The organism is Verminephrobacter eiseniae EF01-2 (assembly GCF_000015565.1).
Taxonomy (GTDB): domain Bacteria; phylum Pseudomonadota; class Gammaproteobacteria; order Burkholderiales; family Burkholderiaceae_C; genus Acidovorax; species Acidovorax eiseniae.
This window is the reverse complement of record NC_008786.1, coordinates 474636-493507: the sequence shown is the minus strand read 5'-3', so window position 1 is coordinate 493507 and position 18872 is coordinate 474636. Positions and strand designations below refer to the sequence as shown.

Genomic DNA, 18872 nt, shown 5'->3' with positions numbered 1-18872 from the left:
CGGGCTTGCATGCCAGGCGCAACGATGGAACGCTGGAGGCACGCATGGCAGGACCGCTGACTGGATTGCGCATGGTCGAGATGGCCGGCTTGGGGCCTGGGCCTTTTTGCGCGATGCTCTTTGCCGACCTCGGCGCCGATGTCATTGCCATCGACCGCCCCGGCGTCGAAGGCGACCACAGTGGCGTCACCGGACGCGGCAAACGCCGGCTGTCGCTCGACCTGCGCCAGAGCGGGCCGCGCGCGGCTGCGCTGGCCCTGATCGCGCAGGCCGATTGGCTGGTCGAGGGGTTCCGGCCCGGTGTGATGGAGCGGCTGGGGCTGGGACCTGCCGAGTGCCAGGCCCTGAACCCGCGCCTGGTCTACGGCCGCATCACCGGCTGGGGGCAAAGCGGGCCGCTGTCCAGCGCCGCCGGCCATGACATCAACTACATCGCACTGAGCGGCGCGCTGCACGCCATCGGGCGCCCCGGCGCGGCGCCGCCGCCACCGCTGAACTACATCGGCGACTACGGCGGGGGCGCGATGCTGCTGGCCGTGGGCCTGCTGGCCGCGCTGCACGAGGCGCGCCAATCGGGCCAAGGCCAGGTGATCGACGCGGCGATGACCGACGGCGCCGCGCTGCTGTCATCGCTGTTCTATGGCCTGCATGCAGCCGACTCATGGTCGGGCGGGCGCGGTGGCAACCTGCTGGACGGCGGAGCGCATTTCTACGACAGCTACATCTGCGCCGACGGCAAGTTTGTGGCCATAGGCGCCATCGAACCAAAGTTCTTTCGCCGTCTGTGCGCGCTGTGCGGGCTCGACGAATCCTTCGCCGCGCAGCAAATGGAGCGCGCGCAATGGCCGTCGATGAAGCTGCGTCTGGCCGATGTCTTTCGCACCCGCACCCGCGACGAATGGTGCGCGCTGCTCGAAGGCAGCGATGCCTGCTTTGCGCCGGTGCTGGACTGGGACGAAGCGCCAGCCCATCCGCACAACCGCGCGCGCGGCAGTTTCGTCACGCTCGGCGCCGTGGTGCAGCCGGCGCCGGCGCCCCGCTTCTCGCGCACCCCGGCGGCGCAGCCACGCGCTGGCAGCAGCATCGACCTGGCCGCTGCGCTGGATGGCTGGGGCGCAACGCTGCCCGCACAGAAGATGTCCTGAGCCGGACCTGGGCCATACCCCGGCGGCCAGCAGCATCGGCTGCGCACGCCAGTTGCCGCGCGGAATCGGGGCGAACCGGCGCACAGCCGCCTGCGGCCCCTGCTCCGGCAAGCCCTGCGCGTTGCAAACCAACAGCGCCGGGGCATGTGGATGGTTGCCCCCTTCGGGCGCATCGGCTGGTCGCCGGCACCGACCGGCCTGGCTTCCCGGCGCTCTACTGCGCAGCGATCTTGCGCTCCTCGATGAGGGCGGCCCACTGCATCGATTCCTTTTTCATGAAGGCCGTGAGCTCGGCGCGGGTGGTCGGCTGTGGCGTCAGGCCCTGCTGGTTCAGCGCCTCTTGCACGGCCAGGTCGGAGAGCACCTTGACGATCTCCTGGTTCCAGCGCTCCAGCAGTGGCGCGGGCGTCTTGCCCGGGGCCACGAAGGCATACCAGTTCAGCGCCTCAAAGCCGGGAAAGCCCGATTCGGCAACCGTGGGGATATGGGGCAGGTAGGCCGGGCGTGTGAGGCCGGTGGTGGCCAGCGGAATCAGCTTGCCGCTGGCCACATGCGGCAAGGCCGTGGGCGGAGCGGCAAAGTACGCCGTGACGCGCTCGCCCAGCAGGTCTTGCAGCGCAGGTGCACCGCCCTTGTAGGGCACATGGGTCATGTCTATGCCGGCACGCTGGTTGAATAGTTCTCCGGCCAGGTGCGATGCCGAGCCGGTGCCGGTGGAGGCAAAGTCCACGCTGCCCGGCTTGTCTTTCGACAGTTGCACGAACTCGGCCAGCGTCTTCACACCTGCGCCCTTGTGCGCCACCAGCACATTCGGAAAGTTCACCCCGCCCGAGACGGCCGCGAGGTCTTTGAAGGGGTCATAGCCGAGCTTCATCAGATGGGGCGCAATCGCCAGCGGCCCCACCGAGCCCAGCAGCAGCACCGAACCGTCGGGCGCAGCCTGGGCCACGAACTGGTGCGCGATATTGCCGCCCGCGCCGCCCTTGTTGTCCACCACCACCGACTGGCCGATGTTTTCGGCCAGCTTTTTGGCGATCAGGCGCGCGGCCACATCGGCTGCGCCGCCGGCGGCAAAGCCCACCACCAGGGTCACGGGTCTTTTCGGCGGAAAGTCCCGGGCCTGGCCTGGTGTGGTTACCGCCAAGGCGACGAGCACCAAGGCTTGCAGCAGGATTTTCTGGTTCATCGGGCGCCTTTGGGTTCCATCCGGATTCCACTCTTTGCGTGCTGGCAGCGACTATAGGCGGGCAACGACATCCGTGCAGCGGGTTTGCATCATGGGGGCATCACGAATGCTGATGGTTTGTTTTGCTATGAGTCGCATCCCGGACGATCACATTTCACCTTCTTGCTTTTCTGGACGGCATCCGTGCGCGCGCCGTCCGATCCAACGGTGTATGGCGGTGTCTTCGCGATCTCTTGGAGTAGCGAACGCACAGCACCGAGGAAAGCGTCGAAGTGCGTTGTGTTATGCCAAATCATGCGGATGGTGTGTTGCTTCAAGTCGTCCTGCAGCGGCACTACCTTGACGCCAGGATGCAGCCCCAGGGTGCGCGCGAGGTAGTCGGGCACCAGACAAATCATGGGTGAGTTGGCAATCACCCCGGGCGCAGCCAGAAAACTCGACATCGCCGCCACGGTGTTCTTGCGCTTGTCGGCAACAGCGAAGATGGCGTCGGTGGCTGCCGATATCCGACCCATGTGGGATATTTCCAAATAAGGCATGGCCGCAATGGCCGCAATGGAGGCGCGCGTACCGATGTGTGGGTTCTCAATGGCGCACATGCATGAGAAGGAACTCTTGAACAGTACATCCGACCGAAAGCCAGAATTCTCCTCGTCGGTCATCGCCAGCAGAAGATCGATTTCGCCGGCCAACAATGAACGCATCGGATTCGGGTAAGGCACGGGCTTGAAGCGCAACCGTGCATTTGGCGCCAACGCACGCATTGTCGCGATCAATGGCATGGCGAACATTGCCTGGAGTGAATCGCTCGCCCCAATGGTGCAAGTCCGCCGCTCATCTCGAAGACGGTAGTCTCCGGGTGCCCGGTACACGGCCTGCAACAGTTCGATGACTTTATCCAGCAAGGGCCGCAATTCATTTGCCCTGGTGGTCCGCACCATGGTATTTGAACTCTTGACCAGTAGTGGATCGCCAAGTTCGACCCGCAATCGCTCCAACATCCTGCTTACCGATGGTTGCGTGCTGTCCAGTCGGCGTGCGGTCTCTGAAACGCTTGTGGTTTCCAACAGTGTTCGCAACACCAGCAGCAGGTTCAGATCAAAGTTTCGCATTCGATGCCAATCGATCGCCTTCTGATGCCATTTCCAAATCGTTCGCGAAGGCGGAGCGCAGACAGTACAAATGTACGGCAAGCGATGCCGACAAAGCGTACGGATGATTCAGGAATGGAATGAGGTGCCAATTTTTTCGAAGCTGTCATGAAAGAACGGGTCAGGATATGCCGGATATATCATAAAAAGCATAGGAGGATGCCAATGGTATGCCAGAAAATACAACACGAAGATCAGCCCCTGATTGACTTTGGAGACAACATGGAAACTACGGATGCGACCCGCAGATTTTTTTGCCTGCGGCTTGGCGCTGCGGCGGTGGGAACGGCCCTGAACTCCGCGCACGCAGCCTTGCCGGTTGGCTATCCGGCCAAACCCATCCGTATCGTGGTGCCATTCCCGGCAGGGCAGGGCGCGGACGCATCGGCGCGTGCGCTGGCACGCGAATTGGAGGCTGTTTTGGGCCAGCCACTCATCATTGAAAACCGGCCCGGTGGCAACAATGTCATTGGCGTGAAGGCCGTCACCAATGCTGCTGCCGATGGCTACACACTGTTTTATGGCACCAATTCGCCGATGGCGGCGAATGCGGTATTCTTCCGAGACTTGGGGTACGACCCGGTCAAAGACTTCACGCCGGTCGCGATGTTTGGCCGCAGCCGCTGGGTCGTGGTGGTGTCCGCAGAATCGCCCATTCGATCATTTGCTGATTTGGTCGAAGCGTCCAAACGTCAGACTGGCGGCGTGAGTTTCGCTGTCGGGGCCACCGGCTATCAGCTTGCCGTCATCTTGCTGGCCAATTCTTCCGGACTCGTTGCAAATATCGTCCCCTACAAAGGCACACCGCAGGCGATTACCGATGTCATCGGGCAGCAGGTGACGGCAACCATGTCCGACTTCGGTACGATGCGCGCCCTCATCGAGGCAGGAAAGGTTCGTCCCATCCTGGCCTTCGCCGACCGGCGTATCGCCGCGATTCCGGGCGTTCCCAGTCTCAAGGACTTGAAACTGGACATCCCCACCTTGTTTAGCTGGACTGCACTTTTTGCGGCCGCCGGCACATCTTCGGACATCGTCAACCACTTGGCCGAGGCGACGAGCAAGGCACTGCAAAGCCCTGCGTACAAAGAGTACAGCGCGAAGAACAACAGCGAGATCGTCTTCGCGGGGCCCGCTGAACTCGCGAAGTTTCAACGCCAAGAGGTGGAAAACTATCGCCATGCCATGAAAGTAGGCAATGTCGAGCCGCAGTGATGGAACGCTGGCCACCCGCGATGTGCATTTCGACAGGCGTGGCGCAGTGGCCCATATCCTGATCGATCGTCCCGGCGTCATGAATGCGCTGGCTCCCGCCACAATGGAAAAACTTGCGGATGCATTCTTGCGCGCAGAACGCGATCCCGAAGTGCGTGTCATCGTCATACGCGGCGCAGGCGAGCGCGCCTTCAGTGCCGGTGTCGACCTTGGTGTAACCAGGGAGGCACTCGTGCATCCCATGAAGCGTGAGACGCGCAATCTGCATGAGATCATCCTGGAGACCGAAAAGCCTACCATTGCCGCCATCAATGGCGTGTGCATCGGTGCAGGATGTGAGATCGCCCTGGCCTGCGATCTGCGCATTGCGGTCAAAGAGGCGCGTTTCGGTCAAACCGAAGCCAAAGTCGGGATGGGCGGCAACTTTGCAGCGGTGCTTCTTCCGCAACTGCTGCCGCGCGCACTCGCAATGGAACTGCTCTACACGGGCCGCTTGTTTAGCGCTGACGAAGCGTTCGGATGGGGATTGTTGAATCGGGTGGTTGACGCTTCGGAACTTGATTCAGCCGCCGCAGACATGGCCAATTCGATCGCGGCGAATGCACCGCTGACGGTGCGCAAGCTGAAAGCAACGCTGATCCGCAGCCACGGATTGCCGCTATCTGCAGCGTTGCGCCTTGACGCAGGGCCTGACCCTTACAACAGCCAGGATCGAATGGAAGGCGCTCTCGCGTTCAAGGAAAAGCGGGCGCCACGCTTTCGCGGCATCTAGCATCTTGCCTCCTCATTCCATTTCCAAATCGTTCGTGAACGTGAAGGCGAAGCGCAGACAGTACAAATGTACGGCAAGCGAAGCCGACAAAGTGTACGGATGATTCAGGAATGGAATCACACTCGATACCCCCATGCAGGACTCTCCTTCATCTTCCTTCTCCGCCTATCCGCTCGCGGGGATCACGGTTCTTGACCTTGGCCAGATCTATCAGGGCCCATACTGCGGCTTTCTCTTGGCGATGGCTGGTGCTCGCGTCATCAAGATCGAACCCCCGAAGGGAGAACCAATACGTTCCAGACGTGGTGTTTCAGTTCCTCTGGCGATGTTGAACTCGAACAAGGAGGGCATAACGCTTGACCTGAAAAGTAATGAAGGACGTGACGCCTTCTTGCGACTCGTCGATCGAGCCGATGTGGTTATCGAGAATTTCTTGCCAGGGGTGATGGACAGACTGGGTGTGGGTGGAAAGTTGCTTTTGGGACGCAACCCCCGCCTCATTTTCGCATCGGCATCCGGTTATGGCAGCAGCGGGCCCTACCGGGATTTGCTGGCGATGGATCTGACCATTCAGGCCATGTCGGGAATGATCAATGCGACCGGATTTCCAGACCAATCGCCTGTGAAGGCGGGGCCGTCGATTTGCGACTTCCTGGGCGGCGCTCATTTGTATGGTGCCGTAATCACTGCATTGTTCGAACGATCCCGCACCGGCGCAGGACGTATCTGCGAGGTCGCCATGCTGGACGCAGCCTACATCGCACTGACGTCCACCATCGGTCTGCATTTCGATGATCCGACGGCCAACCCGCGAACTGGCAGCCGCCATGCCGGTATGGCCATGGCCCCCTATAACGTCTATCCATCCGCCGATGGTTATGTCGCGATTATCTGTGTGAACGAAGAACACTGGCACGGCGTGGCACGCGCGATGGGCCGCGCGGACCTGATTGGTGATTCGCGCTTTGCAACGCATGCGGCCCGCTGCGCCATCATGGAGGAAATCGACACCATGGTCGGTGCCTGGACCGGAAAGCTCACGCGCGATCGACTCATGGATGCGTCAAAGGTCCACCGGTTTCCTGCTGCGCCGGTTCGGAAGACGGCGGAGGTGGTCCAAGACCCCCATCTTCACGCACGGGGAATGCTGATCGATTTTGACCATCCTGAACTTGGCCCGGTGGTGTTGCCGAACAGCCCGATGCGCTTTGACGGATTGCCCCCGATGCCGTTGAGAGCAAGCCCCAGCCTTGGCCAAGACAACACGCGCATCTTGAAAACACATGCAGCGATGCCGCTTGAACAGGCTTGAGCGCCATTCGGCCTGTCAATCACATTGCCGAAATGATTGGTGGACAAGCGGCTGCACGGCTCCTCTGCGCCGGCCCATCGCGCATCCGGTTCAGCCGCCCCGGGCTGGGCAAGCCGATGCCGGTCGCGTCCCGGTAGCGCGGATCGGGCAGGCAACGACCGGCGACACCGCTGCGGCGAACTACGCGCAGGAGGTACGACGCACAGCGGCTCCGGGCCGGGATACTGGGCGGCCAAGCGCGCGCCGTGCCCGCCGCCCGCATCGAAAGACCATGGAGCGACCTGCGGCAAGGACAGGACAGGTCAGGCGCCGGGCTTCGGCCGGGCTTCGCTGCCCCGCCCCGCAGGAGTGAATGACCGTGACGGGTACGGGGCGGCCGGCAAGGAGGGCCGGGCGCCTGCCTTCTTGCCTACTTGCTACTCCTTACTTCGGCCGGATCGCGTCCGCCGTCCCCTGGATGAAGGCCTTGATGCTCTCGATGTCGTCGCTCGAGAGCTTGCCCGTGAAGTCGGGCATGCCGCGTGCCGTGGCCGGCCCCTGGACCACGAACTTGTCGAGGTTCTCGATATAGGCTGCGTCCATATAGCCGAGGTTGGGGATGTTGCCACCACGGTCCACGCCCGGCACGCCGTGGCAGAACACGCAGTTGCTGATGTAGAGCATGGTGCCGGCCTGGACCTTGGCGGGGTCGTACTTCACGCCCTGCACCAGCTTGCCCAGGCGGTATTGCACGAAGTCCGGCATCTTGGCCGTGCCGCCGAGCGCGAAGGTGTAAACCGTGCCCGGGCCTTGCCGTTCGGTGGCGCGCTGCGCCAGTCCGTACACGCCGCCCCAGCCCACCGCAACCGACACATACTGCTTGCCGTCCACCAGGTAGGTCGAGGGCGCCGCCACCACACCGGTGCCGGTGGGCGTCTCCCACAGTTTCTCGCCGGTCTTGGCGTTGTAGGCCAGCAGGCGGCCGTCAGCCGTGCCTTGGAACACGAGGTTGCCCGCCGTGGTGAGCGTGCCGCCGTTCCATGGCGAGGCGTAGTCGATGCCCCAGGCTTCCTTTTGCGCTACCGGATCCCACGCCACGAGGCGGCCGAAGGGCTTGCTCTTGGGCGGCTCGACGTTGGCGAACTTGCCGAGGTTCCAACCGAGCCCGGCATGTGGGCGGCCGGGCATGTTCTGATCGAACTTCCAGTCCTTGTCGTCCACCAGGTTGATCGGCAGATTCTGTGCGGGCAGGTAGGCCAGGCCGGTCTGCGGGTTGAACGACATCGGGTGCCAGTTGTGCGCGCCGTAAGGGCCGGGGATGCTGTCATAGGGCTTGTCGCCGCGCGCGGCGGCAACCTCGATCGGGCGCCCGTTCTTGTCGTAGCCGGTGGCCCAGTTGACTTCGACGAAGTTCTTGGCCGAGATGAATTTGCCGTTGCTGCGGTCGATGACGAAGAAAAAGCCGTTCTTCGGCGCATGCAGCAGCACCTTGCGCACCTTGCCGCCGATCTTCACGTCGGCCAGGATCATCGATTGCGTCGAGGTGTAGTCCCAGTTGTCGCCGGGCGTCTCCTGGTAGTGCCACACATATTTGCCGGTGTCGGGGTTGAGCGCCACCACCGAGCCCAGGTAGAGGTTGTCGCCGCCGTTGGGGCTGCGCGCCTTGTGCGCCCAGGGCGAGCCGTTGCCGGTGCCCACGTACATCAGGTTCAGTTCGGGGTCGAACGCGAAGCTGTCCCACGCAGTGCCGCCGCCACCCGCCTCCCAGTACTTGCCGCTCGGGTCCCAGGTCTTGGCCGCGCGCGCCATCGACTCATCCTCGAAGGGTTTGCCCGGGTCGCCCGGCACCGCGAACCAGCGCCACTTTTGCTCGCCCGTTTTTGCGTCGTAGGCGCTGACGTAGCCGCGCACCCCGTACTCGGCGCCACCGTTGCCGATGATGACCTTGCCCTTGAACACGCGTGGCGCCCCGGTGATGGTGTAGCTGCCGTTCTGGCCCTCGATGGTGTTCTTTTCCCAGACCTTCTGGCCGGTGGCGGCGTCGAGCGCGATCAGGCGCCCATCGTAGGCCGCCACATAGACCTTGCCCTGGTAGAGCGCCACGCCACGGTTGACCACGTCGCAGCAGCCCTTGTAGCCTTTGGACTTGTCGACCTGCGGATCGAAGGTCCACAGCTTGTCTCCGGTGCGCGTGTCGATGGCATGCACCACGCTCCATGAGGCGGTGACGTACATGATGCCGTCCACCACCAGCGGCGTGGCTTCCACGCCGCGCGTGGATTCGAGGTTGTACGACCAGACCAGCCCCAACTGCTTGACGTTGTCGGCGTTTACCTGGTCGAGTTTGCTAAAGCGCGTCTCCGCGTAGTCCAGGCTGGTGCTGGGCCAGTCGGGGGTTTTCTTCTGCGCCGCGTTGGCGCGGATGAAGTTGCCGTCGACCCGCTTCACGGCGGTGGCCGCGCGCTCTTGTGCATCTTGTGCGCTCTGGGCCATGGCTGCCGTCGACGCGCCCAGGCACAGGGCGCCGACGAGCATGAGCCGCCGGCCGGAATATATGTGTCTCATCGCAAGGCTCCTTTTGTGCGGCAAGGGTAGATTGCGCAGTCTTTGCGTTCACCCTCGGGATTTCCCCAGTCCAGAACTGTTCCATTGCAGAACACATTCGACGCTGGTCCCGAACGAGAAGGCAGTGAACACCATGGCCCTCGACAGAAGAATCGGCACGGCGAATGCACCGCACCAGCTTTTTGCCAGCACGCCCGTGCAGCGCGTAGCGCTCGCGCGGCAGCAGTTCTTCGAGGAAGGCGTGCGCCCCTCGGGCCTCGTCGGCGAGGCGGTGATCCAGTCGTGGATGCGCTGCAGCCGCACGCACACCGACCGCCAGCGCATCTTGCCCTTCGATGCGGTCACGCCAAGCCGCCTGCACGCCACGCTTGCGCGCAACCGCGAACTACTCGATGTGGCGCGGCAGGAACTGGTGCAAATGGAGCACGCGCTCGCGGGCACCGATTGCCGCGTGATCCTCATCGACCGCGAGGGCGTGGTGGTGTATGCCACGCAGCAGTCCACCGCCGCGCACCAGCCGGTGCTGCGCAAGACCGCGCGTGTGGGCGTGAACATCTCCGAGCGCGTGATCGGCACCACGGCGCCGGGCATCGTGGCGAGCACCGGGCAGGCGTGCACCGTCAATGGCGCGGAACATTTCTTCGACGTGCTGTGCCACATGCAGTGCGCGGCTGCGCCGATCCGTGACGTGACAGGGCAACTGGCCGGCGTGCTCGACCTCTCGGCGGAGGCGCAGCACTTCGGCTTCGACGCGGCGTCGATCGTGTCGCTCTATGCCACGATCATCGAGAACCGGCTGCTGCAGGCGCAGTCGCGCGAGCACCTGATCCTGCGCTTTCAGGCCAGCCCCACGCTGCTGGGCACGCCGCTCGAAGCGCTGGCCGGCATCGCGCCGGACGGCACGATCGCGTGGCTCAACAACGTGGGCGCGCGGCTGCTGGGGCGGCTGCCCGAGGTGGCCGATGGGCGCGATGTCGAATGCCTGCTGGGACACGACCTTGCAAGCCTGCAGCGGCTGGAGCGGCGAGAGGCGGCGCAGCCGCTGCGGCTGGCGAGCGGGCTGGGTGTGTGGGTGCAGGCGCACATCAAAGGCGCCGACGGTGCGAACTGGCGACATGCCGTGGCGATGCCGGGCGAGGCAGCGCCGCGCGCCATCGAACGGGAGGCAAAGACAGACACCGCCGAAGCCTGCGAGCGCACGGACTGCGGCGTGCCCGCGCCCGCTGCAGAAACAACGCTGCGCGGGCACAGCCGCAAACTGATCGAAGAAACGCTCGCTGCGCACAGCGGCAATGTCGCGCAGACGGCGCGGCAACTGCGCGTGTCGCGCGGCACGCTCTATCGCCGGTTGCGCGGCTAGTGTCGCGTCACCGATCAGATGTCGTAGGCTGCGCGCAGCCATCGGAGCGTAGCGCAAGGCGCATCGCGCAGCCCATACCGAGTGTATTGGCAAGCGATGCAACGCCGCGATGCGCTTCGATGGCCAGCGCAGACCGACAGATGATCGGTGACGCGACACTAGTGCCCTGCACCACAAATAACAGCACATGAAGCCGCGCCTTTGGCACCAAGGCGGCGTTGCAAATCATCGCAGCACCAAAATGCATTCATCCGATTTGCGCCTTGCCATGACACGGGATGCATCGATTTCATTTTGTGCCGCTATTTGCAAGGTGACATAGCAGCGCGGCAACGAGTACCAAGCCCGCGTTGCCATAACTCCAGTCAACCCCGGACCCCGAAGACCGGGCACCTGGCCCCTCGAACTCGTCGCACCGCCGGCCCATTCCGATGCCCGCGCCGCTGTGCATCACCCGCGCCGCGCAAGGCGGTCGCGTTTCCCAAACCAAGGGACACGGCGCGACCGGCTTTGCCAGGCCGAAGGCATCCGGGGCGGGGCCGGAGCATCAAAGTTTGTTTACATTCAACGACTTACGATAAGCAGTTGTAAACGGTTCAGAAATCGTGTTTACTGGCTGGCTACCCCGGGCCTCAAGGAACACTGGAAGAAAATCACTTCGGCAGCCTGTATCGACTCCACATGCGTGATCGGCACCAAGACCGAAACGGACCGTCACCATGTGATCAGTTCATTGCCCGCCGACAGTGAACGGGTTTGCGCAGGGGTGCGCGCCACTGGGGGGTGGCGCTGCCCTGAGCAATTCGGTGATTCGGTCGCCAAGTCCGCGAGATTTGGTTTTTAAAGTGAAAAAGGAGTTTGCCCAATGAGAATTTCAAACCTGCGCATCATGGCGATGCTGGTCATCAGTCTTGCTGCGGCGCTGCCGGCAAGCGCCAAAACCTTGGCGTGGACGGCGGGGATGGATGCGGTATCGATGGACCCGCATTCGTCCAACAGCACGTTTACCAACGCCTTTGTCACCAATGTGTATGAATCTCTGGTGCGTTTCGATGACAAACTGAAGATAGAACCGGCGCTGGCCGAGTCCTGGAAAATGACCACTCCCATGGTCTGGCGTTTCAATCTGCGGCGCGGCGTGAAATTCCATAATGGCGAAGCGTTTGGCGCCGATGATGTCGTGTTTACCTGGGCCCGCGTGAATTCGCCCGGCTCGCTGGTGCGGGGCAACCTGAGCGACATCAAGGAGGTGCGCAAGGTAGATCAGTACACGGTCGATATCGAGACCAAAACGCCATTTCCCACCCTGCTGAATGAACTGGTGCAATTGCTGGTCATGAGCAAGTCTTGGTCGGAGGCGAACAATGCGACCGAAGCCAGCGATATCACGCAGAAAAAGGAAAATTTCGCCAACCGCCATACCAATGGCACCGGCCCTTTCATCATGAAATCGCGCGAGGTCGATATCAAGACGGAGTTCGTTGCCAACCCGAACTGGTGGGACAAAAAGCTGCGCCATAATCTGAGCGATGTGGCGTTTATGCCGATCAAGTCGGATGCGACGCGCACTTCTTCGTTGTTGTCGGGCGTGGTGGATGTGTCGGTCGATGTGCCGGTGCAGGATGTCCAGCGCTTGCAGGCGGGGGCTGCCATCAACCTTGTTCAAGGCCCGGAATTGCGCACCATCTCTCTTGGCATGGACCATGCTCGTGATGAGTTGCTGTATAGCGATGTCAAGGGCAAGAACCCGTTCAAGGATTTGCGCGTCAGGCAGGCGATGTATCAGGCCATCGATGTCGAGGCGCTCAAGCGGGCGGTGATGCGCGGCGCTTCCTGGCCGGCCGCTACCATGATTTCCCCATTTTTGAATGGCGCACCGGTGAGCTTGAACAAGCGCGTCCTTGCCTACGATCCGGCGGCGGCGAAAAAATTGCTGGCCGATGCCGGCTATCCCAACGGTTTTTCCGTTGGCATGCAGTGCCCGAACAGCCGCCTGGTGTATAGCGAGCAGTTGTGCCTGGCCATCGGCACCATGCTCTCGCGTGTCGGCATCAAGGTCAATCTGATGATAGAGCCCATCGCAAAATGGATCGATCGTTTGAATTCGACCGATTTGTCGCTCTACATCATGAGCCATGCCGGGTTGCCGATGGCCGATGCCTACGCGATTCTCAAGGATGTCGTGGGCACGCACACGGCAACCATTGGCGGCTTGAACGCAGGCCGGTATTCCAATCCGAAGTTTGACGAATACCTGCCGAAAATCGCCAGCGAGCTCGATACCGCCAAACGCAACCAGTTGATCACCGAGGCGGTGACGATAGAGCGCAACGATATTTCACATATTCCGCTGCATCAGCAGCCGGTGATCTGGGCGGCGAAAAAGGGTATTGAATTGCACCAATCGCCGGATAACCAACTGCGCCTGTGGCTGGTCACGGTCAAGTAGAACCTTGCCCGCCCGAACGCCAGGGCCGCTCCATCAGATTTTCAAAGCGAAAGGATGCCGTTTCAATGAAAATTTCAAACCTGCGCCTCGTGCTTGGGGTGATGCTGGCCATTGGTGTCCACACGGCCCTGCCTGCCAAAACATTGACATGGACGGCGGGGCTGGATGCGCTGTCGATGGACCCGCATTCGTCGACCAACTCATTTACCAACGCATTCGTGACCAATGTGTATGAGTCCCTGGTGCGCTTCAACGACAAATTGCAGATCGAGCCGGCGCTGGCCGAGTCCTGGAAAATGCGCAATCCCGTGGTCTGGCGCTTCCATTTGCGGCGCGGGGTGAAGTTTCACAACGGCGAAGCGTTTGATGCCGATGATGTGGTGTTTACCTGGTCCCGTGCGAGTTCGCCCGGCTCGCTGGTGCGGATCAACCTGAGCGATATCAAGGAAGTGCGCAAGGTGGATCAATACACGGTCGATATCGAAACCCATGCCCCATTTCCGACCCTGTTGAACGAGTTGGTGCAATTTCTGGTGATGAGCAAGTCTTGGTCGGAGGCGAACAATGCGACCGAGGCCAGCGATCTCATGCAGAAAAAAGAGAACTACGCCAACCGCCATACCAATGGCACCGGCCCCTTCATCGTGAAATCACGCGAAATCGATGTCAGGACGGAGTTTCTTGCCAATCCGCACTGGTGGGACAAAAAGCCGCGGCACAATCTGAGCAACGTCGTATTTACGCCGATCAAGTCGGATGCCACGCGCACTTCGTCCTTGTTGTCGGGCGTGGTGGATGTGTCGGTCAGCGTGCCGGTGCAAGATGTCCAGCGTTTGCAGCAGGGGGCGGCCATCGATGTCGTTCAGGGGCCTGAACTGCGCACCATCTTCCTGGGCATGGACCAGTTCCGCGATGAATTGCTGTATGGCAATGTCAAGGGCAAGAACCCGTTCAAGGATTTGCGCGTCAGGCAGGCGCTGTATCAGGCCATCGATGTCGAGGTGCTCAAGCGGGCGGTGATGCGCGGCGCTTCCTGGCCGGCGGGCAGTTTGATTTCTCCGTTCCTGAACGGTGCGCCGGCGAGCTTGAACCAGCGCGCCTTTGCCTACGATACGGCGGCGGCGAAAAAACTGCTGGCCGATGCCGGCTATCCCAATGGTTTTTCCGTCGGCTTGCAGTGCCCGAACAATCGTTATGTCTATGACGAGCAACTCTGCCTTGCCATCACGGCCATGCTCGCGCGCGTCGGCATCAAGGCCAACCCCATGATAGAGCCGGCTGCAAAATGGAACCAGCGCCTGAACACCAACGATGTGTCGCTGTACATGATGGGGCATGCCGGTTTGCCGATGGCCGATACCTACGCGATTCTCAAGGATGTGGTGGGCACACAGACGGCAAACATTGGCGGCCTCAATTCAGGCCGGTATTCCAACCCGAGATTTGACGCCTACCTGCCCAAAATCGCCAGTGAACTCGACCTTGCCAAACGCAATCAACTGATCACCGCGGCGGTGGCGATAGAGCGCAACGATATTTCACATATTCCGCTGCATCAGCAGCCGGTGATCTGGGCGGCGAAGAAGGGGATCGACTTGCGCCAGTCGCCGGATAATCAGCTGCGCCTGTGGCTGATCACCGTCAAATGAGACCGCGCTTGTTCCGCCATCCCTGATTTTCTGGACCAGCCCATGCTTCGATTTCTTGCACAGCGTCTTGCCAATGGCTTGGCGGTCATGTTGGTGGTGTCGATGGTTTCTTTTGCGATTTTCAACTTCATTGGCGACCCGGTGAATAACCTGGTGGGCGAGACCGCAACACAGGCCGAAAAAGAAGCCTTGCGCGCCCGGCTCGGGCTGGATGCGCCGCTGCCGGTGCAATATCTGCTCTTTCTCGGGCGCGCGCTGCAAGGCGAGTTTGGCGTGTCGTACCGCAATCTGGAGCCGGTCTCGCGGGTCATCGCCAGCCGCATCCCGGCCACGCTGGAACTGAGCCTGTGCGCGGCTTTGCTGGCACTCGGCCTGGGCCTGCCGCTGGGCATTTACGCGGGTATCCGGCGCAAAGCCTGGGGTGCCCGCGCTTTGCAGGTGGTGTCGCTGATCGGGATTTCGGTGCCGTCCTTTCTGATCGGCATCGCGCTGATTTTGCTGTTTTCCGTCGAATTGCACTGGTTGCCGTCGTTTGGCAGAGGGGAGGTGGTCAGTGTCGGTTTCTGGACCACGGGCCTGTTGACTGCCAGTGGCTGGAAGTCGCTGGTCATGCCGACGATCACGCTGTCCCTGTTCCAACTCACCCTGTTCATGCGCTTGACGCGCGCAGAAATGCTGGAGGTGATGCGCAGCGATTACATCAAGTTTGCGCGGGCACGCGGCATCCGCGAGCGCTCCATCCATTTTCACCACGCCTTGAAGAACACCTTGATTCCCATCATTACCGTGGTCGGTTTGCAGCTTGGCTCGATGATCGCGTTTGCCATCATTACCGAAACGGTATTTCAATGGCCCGGCCTTGGCATGCTGATCATCCAGGCGATTACCTTTAGCGACGTGCCGCTGATTGCCGCCTATCTGATGTTGATTGCGCTGATGTTCGTGCTGATCAATATGGTCGCCGACCTGCTTTACTTTCTGGTCGACCCGCGCTTGCGTGTCTCCTGATGCCGGTCCACAGGAACACAGGAACACGGGAATAGAGAGATGGCCGCACTACTCGCCTTTTTGCAGCGCGCCCGCAACTCGGATTTGAGTTACAGCTTTTTGCGCAGCCCGGAAGCCTTGATCGGCGCTGCGGTGCTGGCGCTTTACGCAATGTTCGCCCTGTTTGCGCCCTGGCTGGCGACGCAAGACCCCTTCGACCCCGCCGCCTTGAATCTGATGGATGCGCGCATGCCACCGGCCTGGCTGGAGGGCGGCGCGCCGATGTATTGGTTCGGCACGGATGGCCAGGGGCGCGATTTGCTGTCGGTGATGTTGTACGGCTTGCGCGTATCGCTGATCGTTGCCATTACCGCGACGGTGTTGTCGATGGTCATCGGCGTCACGCTCGGCCTGTTCAGCGGTTATGCGGGTGGCCGCCTGGATAATTTCATCATGCGCGTGGCCGATGTGCAACTGAGTTTTCCGACGATTTTGGTGGCCTTGCTGATCGATGGCCTGGCGCGCACCGTGCTGCCCAAGGAAATCCAGGAGCAGGTCGCCATTTGGGTCGTGGTGGCAGCGATCGGATTGTCGAACTGGGTGCAGTATGCGCGCACCGTGCGCGGCGTGACCATGGTCGAGCAGTCCAAGGATTATGTCAACGCGGCGCGCCTGATTGGTCTGGGGAAATGGCGGATTCTGTTTTGCCATGTCTTGCCCAATGTGCTCAACCCGGTCTTGGTGATTGCCACCTTGTCCATCGGCATGGCGATTTTGACGGAAGCCACGCTGAGCTTTCTGGGTCTCGGCGTGCCGCCGACCTCGCCTTCGCTGGGGACCTTGATCCGGCTGGGCAATGAGGTGCTGTTTGCGGGCGAGTGGTGGGTCACGGTGATGCCCGGCGTGTGCCTGATGGTGCTGGTGCTGGCGATCAATCTGTTCGGCGACTGGCTGCGCGATGTGCTCAATCCGCGCTTGAAATAAGGAAGCGACATGGTTGTCATGAACGAGCGCCATAGCCAGCGCCCGCCGTTGCTGCAAGTAGCGAACCTGCATGTGGAGATTCCCACGCGCCACGGTGTGCTCAAGGCGTTGGAGGACGTTTCATTTGCGATTCATGCGGGCGAGATTGTCGGCTTTGTCGGTGAATCCGGCGCCGGCAAATCGCTCACCGGCATGGCGGTGCTCGGCCTGCTGGATGCCCCGGCGCGGGTGGCGTCTGGCGCCATTTTGTTCGACGGCAGGCGTTTGGACACCTTGGGGCCGCAAGCCATGCGGAAAATTCGCGGCAAGCAGATCGGCGCGATTTTTCAAGACCCGTTGGTGAGCCTGAACCCCTTGCTGACAATCGGCGACCAGTTGATCGAGACCATGACGACCCACCTGGAGATCGGGCCAAAAGAAGCGGCGCAGCGCGCAGTGGAGTGGATGCGCGCCGTCGGCATTCCTGCGCCGCAAGAGCGCCTGCATGCTTATCCGCACCAGTTTTCCGGCGGCATGCGCCAACGCATCGTGATTGCCCTGGCGCTGTGCGCCGAGCCGAAACTGGTGGTCGCCGACGAGCCCACCACGGCGCTGGATGTGTCGGTGCAAGCGCAGGTGCTGGAGTTGTTGAAGCAGTTGTGCCGCGAGCGCGGCACCGCGATTTTGCTGGTGACGCACGATATGGGCGTGATCGCAGAAAACGCCGACCGGGTGGCCGTCATGTACGCCGGTCGCATCGTGGAGCAGGGGCCGGTGGAAGATATCGTATCGGCGCCGCGCCATCCCTATTCACGCGGTCTGATGGGCGCCATTCCGCCGCTCGAGCATGCCGTCGAATGGCTGACGCAAATCGAAGGCGCCATGCCGCGCCTGAATGCCAAGCCGCAAGGCTGCGCCTTCAATCCGCGCTGCCCGGCGGTCACCCCGCAATGCCGGGAGCGCCGGGCAGAAATCCGGTCGCTCGGCAACAGTCAGGTCGATTGCTGGCATCCGGTTGATCATTGACCTTCGCACAAATAGAGAGATGGCACACACATTCGGTTCAGCCTGTTTCCCAATCGGCGTGAATCTGCGCCCTCTGCGGATTGCGCAGATGGGTGCAGACGACATGGCGTTGACAGTGATGGTTCTCAATGATGATGAGCGAGCTTGATATGGAGCATATGGACCGGCCGTATCTCAAGGTCAGCGAGGTCAAGCGCTACTTCCAGGCGCAGGGGCGCACCGTCAAATCGGTCGATGGCGTCAGTTTCGACATTCCGCTGGGCACCACGTTCAGTCTGGTCGGCGAATCGGGCTGCGGCAAGACCACCTTGGCGCGCATGGTCGCCGGACTGGACCGTCCGACGGCGGGTGCCATCGCGTTCGATGCGCAGGGTGCGCAACGCCCGCACCGGGTGCAAATGATTTTCCAGGACCCGTATGCCTCGCTCAATGCGCGCTGGCGGGTCGGCTCGACCATCGCCGAGCCTATCCGCTTTCAGGGCTTGCGCGGCGCGGCCGGGGTCGATCTGCGCGTGGTCGAACTGCTGCAACGGGTTGGCCTGGCGGCAGCGGATGTGAGCAAGTTTCCGCACGAATTTTCTGGCGGACAGCGGCAGCGGATTTCGATTGCGCGCGCGCTGGCGGGAGAGCCTTCGTTTCTGGTCTGCGACGAGCCGACCTCGGCGCTGGATGTCTCGGTGCAGGCGCAGATACTCAATCTGCTCAAGCGCCTGCAGCGCGAGGAAGGCATGACCAGCCTGTTCATCAGCCACAACCTGGCGGTCGTGCGCTTCATCTCGACCCGGGTCGGCGTCATGTACCTGGGGCGACTGGTCGAGGTGGCGCCGACCGAAATGCTGTTCGAGCGGCCACAGCATCCCTACACGCAACTGCTGATGGATGCGATTCCCCGGCTGGAACATGGCCGCCGTCGCGTGCGCAATGCCAGCGGCGATGTGCCAAGCCCGCTCGATCCGCCCGGCGGCTGCACCTTTCATCCACGTTGTCCGCTGGCCATGGAGCGCTGCCGCAGCGAAACGCCATTGCTCAAAGCCGCCGCCGACGGCAGCGCAGTGGCCTGCCATGCGGTCGTTCCCACCGTGCACGCATCAGCGGCCTGAGCATTCACACATC

At 61.9% G+C, this 18872-nt stretch carries 15 protein-coding genes and 1 pseudogene; 13 read left to right on the top strand and 3 right to left on the bottom strand.

What is annotated here, in order from left to right; translation table 11 throughout:
- Nucleotides 1–44: 44 nt before the first annotated feature.
- Nucleotides 45–1145, top strand: a complete 1101-nt coding sequence (locus VEIS_RS02130; RefSeq protein WP_041950434.1) for a CaiB/BaiF CoA transferase family protein — start codon at nt 45–47, stop codon at nt 1143–1145.
- Between the two features lie 214 nt (nt 1146–1359).
- Here the strand turns inward: VEIS_RS02130 and VEIS_RS02125 are convergent, their stop codons facing one another.
- Together VEIS_RS02125 and VEIS_RS24595 are read right to left on the bottom strand one after the other, a co-directional pair.
- A complete protein-coding gene (locus VEIS_RS02125; protein WP_011808237.1) occupies nt 1360–2331 on the bottom strand; it encodes a Bug family tripartite tricarboxylate transporter substrate binding protein in 972 nt (323 codons plus the stop codon).
- 125 nt (nt 2332–2456) lie between these two features.
- Complete coding sequence (locus VEIS_RS24595; RefSeq protein WP_011808236.1) at nt 2457–3443, bottom strand: LysR family transcriptional regulator; 987 nt, start codon at nt 3441–3443, stop codon at nt 2457–2459.
- A gap of 261 nt (nt 3444–3704) precedes the next feature.
- Here VEIS_RS24595 and VEIS_RS02115 point away from each other — a divergent pair, with 261 nt between their 5' ends.
- The 3 genes from VEIS_RS02115 (at nt 3705) to VEIS_RS02105 (ending at nt 6781) form a co-directional block, all read left to right on the top strand.
- A complete protein-coding gene (locus tag VEIS_RS02115; RefSeq protein WP_049773781.1) occupies nt 3705–4697 on the top strand; it encodes a Bug family tripartite tricarboxylate transporter substrate binding protein in 993 nt (330 codons plus the stop codon).
- Nucleotides 4681–5469, top strand: a complete 789-nt coding sequence (locus tag VEIS_RS02110) for an enoyl-CoA hydratase/isomerase family protein (protein WP_011808234.1) — start codon at nt 4681–4683, stop codon at nt 5467–5469. Before VEIS_RS02115 ends, VEIS_RS02110 begins: the two co-directional genes overlap by 17 nt.
- A gap of 133 nt (nt 5470–5602) precedes the next feature.
- Nucleotides 5603–6781 carry a CaiB/BaiF CoA transferase family protein gene (locus VEIS_RS02105; RefSeq protein WP_011808233.1) on the top strand — a complete coding sequence of 393 codons (1179 nt, stop codon included), beginning with the start codon at nt 5603–5605 and terminating at the stop codon, nt 6779–6781.
- A gap of 423 nt (nt 6782–7204) precedes the next feature.
- On the opposite strand, the gene VEIS_RS02100 is transcribed toward VEIS_RS02105, so the two are convergent.
- Nucleotides 7205–9325 (bottom strand): PQQ-dependent dehydrogenase, methanol/ethanol family, encoded by a 2121-nt coding sequence (locus VEIS_RS02100; protein WP_011808232.1) that lies wholly within the window; start codon nt 9323–9325, stop codon nt 7205–7207.
- A gap of 133 nt (nt 9326–9458) precedes the next feature.
- On the opposite strand from VEIS_RS02100, the gene VEIS_RS02095 reads away from it, so the two are divergent.
- From VEIS_RS02095 to VEIS_RS31435, 9 genes and pseudogenes are all read left to right on the top strand, one after another.
- Nucleotides 9459–10685 (top strand): helix-turn-helix domain-containing protein, encoded by a 1227-nt coding sequence (locus VEIS_RS02095; protein ID WP_041949744.1) that lies wholly within the window; start codon nt 9459–9461, stop codon nt 10683–10685.
- The gene (locus tag VEIS_RS28060; protein WP_157048357.1) at nt 10685–10876 is read left to right on the top strand and encodes a hypothetical protein; all 192 of its coding nucleotides are present in this window, start codon (nt 10685–10687) and stop codon (nt 10874–10876) included. The genes VEIS_RS02095 and VEIS_RS28060 overlap by 1 nt, the downstream gene beginning before the upstream one ends.
- A gap of 674 nt (nt 10877–11550) precedes the next feature.
- A complete protein-coding gene (locus VEIS_RS02090; RefSeq protein WP_011808228.1) occupies nt 11551–13134 on the top strand; it encodes an ABC transporter substrate-binding protein in 1584 nt (527 codons plus the stop codon).
- Nucleotides 13113–14783, top strand: a complete 1671-nt coding sequence (locus VEIS_RS02085) for an ABC transporter substrate-binding protein (RefSeq protein ID WP_232287818.1) — start codon at nt 13113–13115, stop codon at nt 14781–14783. The genes VEIS_RS02090 and VEIS_RS02085 overlap by 22 nt, the downstream gene beginning before the upstream one ends.
- Nucleotides 14784–14825: 42 nt before the next feature.
- On the top strand, nt 14826–15791 hold the full coding sequence (locus VEIS_RS02080) for an ABC transporter permease (RefSeq protein WP_011808226.1): 966 nt from the start codon (nt 14826–14828) through the stop codon (nt 15789–15791).
- 39 nt (nt 15792–15830) lie between these two features.
- Nucleotides 15831–16754, top strand: coding sequence for an ABC transporter permease (locus VEIS_RS02075; protein WP_011808225.1), 924 nt, complete (start codon nt 15831–15833; stop codon nt 16752–16754).
- 9 nt (nt 16755–16763) lie between these two features.
- Nucleotides 16764–17759, top strand: a complete 996-nt coding sequence (locus VEIS_RS02070) for an ABC transporter ATP-binding protein (RefSeq protein ID WP_011808224.1) — start codon at nt 16764–16766, stop codon at nt 17757–17759.
- Between the two features lie 128 nt (nt 17760–17887).
- Nucleotides 17888–18409, top strand: a pseudogene (locus VEIS_RS31440) (ATP-binding cassette domain-containing protein); the annotation flags it as partial.
- Nucleotides 18410–18487: 78 nt separating this feature from the next.
- The gene (locus VEIS_RS31435; protein WP_407831852.1) at nt 18488–18859 is read left to right on the top strand and encodes an oligopeptide/dipeptide ABC transporter ATP-binding protein; all 372 of its coding nucleotides are present in this window, start codon (nt 18488–18490) and stop codon (nt 18857–18859) included.
- Nucleotides 18860–18872 lie beyond the last annotated feature (13 nt).

What these genes read in the sequence shown, in the direction of transcription:
- VEIS_RS02075 (WP_011808225.1), top strand. Translation starts at nt 15,831, where the DNA reads ATGGCCGCACTACTCGCCTTTTTGCAGCGCGCCCGCAACTCGGATTTG.
- VEIS_RS02090 (WP_011808228.1), top strand. Translation starts at nt 11,551, where the DNA reads ATGAGAATTTCAAACCTGCGCATCATGGCGATGCTGGTCATCAGTCTT.
- VEIS_RS02080 (WP_011808226.1), top strand. Translation starts at nt 14,826, where the DNA reads ATGCTTCGATTTCTTGCACAGCGTCTTGCCAATGGCTTGGCGGTCATG.
- VEIS_RS02115 (WP_049773781.1), top strand. Translation starts at nt 3,705, where the DNA reads ATGGAAACTACGGATGCGACCCGCAGATTTTTTTGCCTGCGGCTTGGC.
- VEIS_RS02125 (WP_011808237.1), bottom strand. Translation starts at nt 2,331, where the DNA reads ATGAACCAGAAAATCCTGCTGCAAGCCTTGGTGCTCGTCGCCTTGGCG.
- VEIS_RS02070 (WP_011808224.1), top strand. Translation starts at nt 16,764, where the DNA reads ATGGTTGTCATGAACGAGCGCCATAGCCAGCGCCCGCCGTTGCTGCAA.
- VEIS_RS02110 (WP_011808234.1), top strand. Translation starts at nt 4,681, where the DNA reads ATGTCGAGCCGCAGTGATGGAACGCTGGCCACCCGCGATGTGCATTTC.
- VEIS_RS02100 (WP_011808232.1), bottom strand. Translation starts at nt 9,325, where the DNA reads ATGAGACACATATATTCCGGCCGGCGGCTCATGCTCGTCGGCGCCCTG.
- VEIS_RS02130 (WP_041950434.1), top strand. Translation starts at nt 45, where the DNA reads ATGGCAGGACCGCTGACTGGATTGCGCATGGTCGAGATGGCCGGCTTG.
- VEIS_RS02105 (WP_011808233.1), top strand. Translation starts at nt 5,603, where the DNA reads ATGCAGGACTCTCCTTCATCTTCCTTCTCCGCCTATCCGCTCGCGGGG.
- VEIS_RS31435 (WP_407831852.1), top strand. Translation starts at nt 18,488, where the DNA reads ATGACCAGCCTGTTCATCAGCCACAACCTGGCGGTCGTGCGCTTCATC.
- VEIS_RS02095 (WP_041949744.1), top strand. Translation starts at nt 9,459, where the DNA reads ATGGCCCTCGACAGAAGAATCGGCACGGCGAATGCACCGCACCAGCTT.
- VEIS_RS24595 (WP_011808236.1), bottom strand. Translation starts at nt 3,443, where the DNA reads ATGCGAAACTTTGATCTGAACCTGCTGCTGGTGTTGCGAACACTGTTG.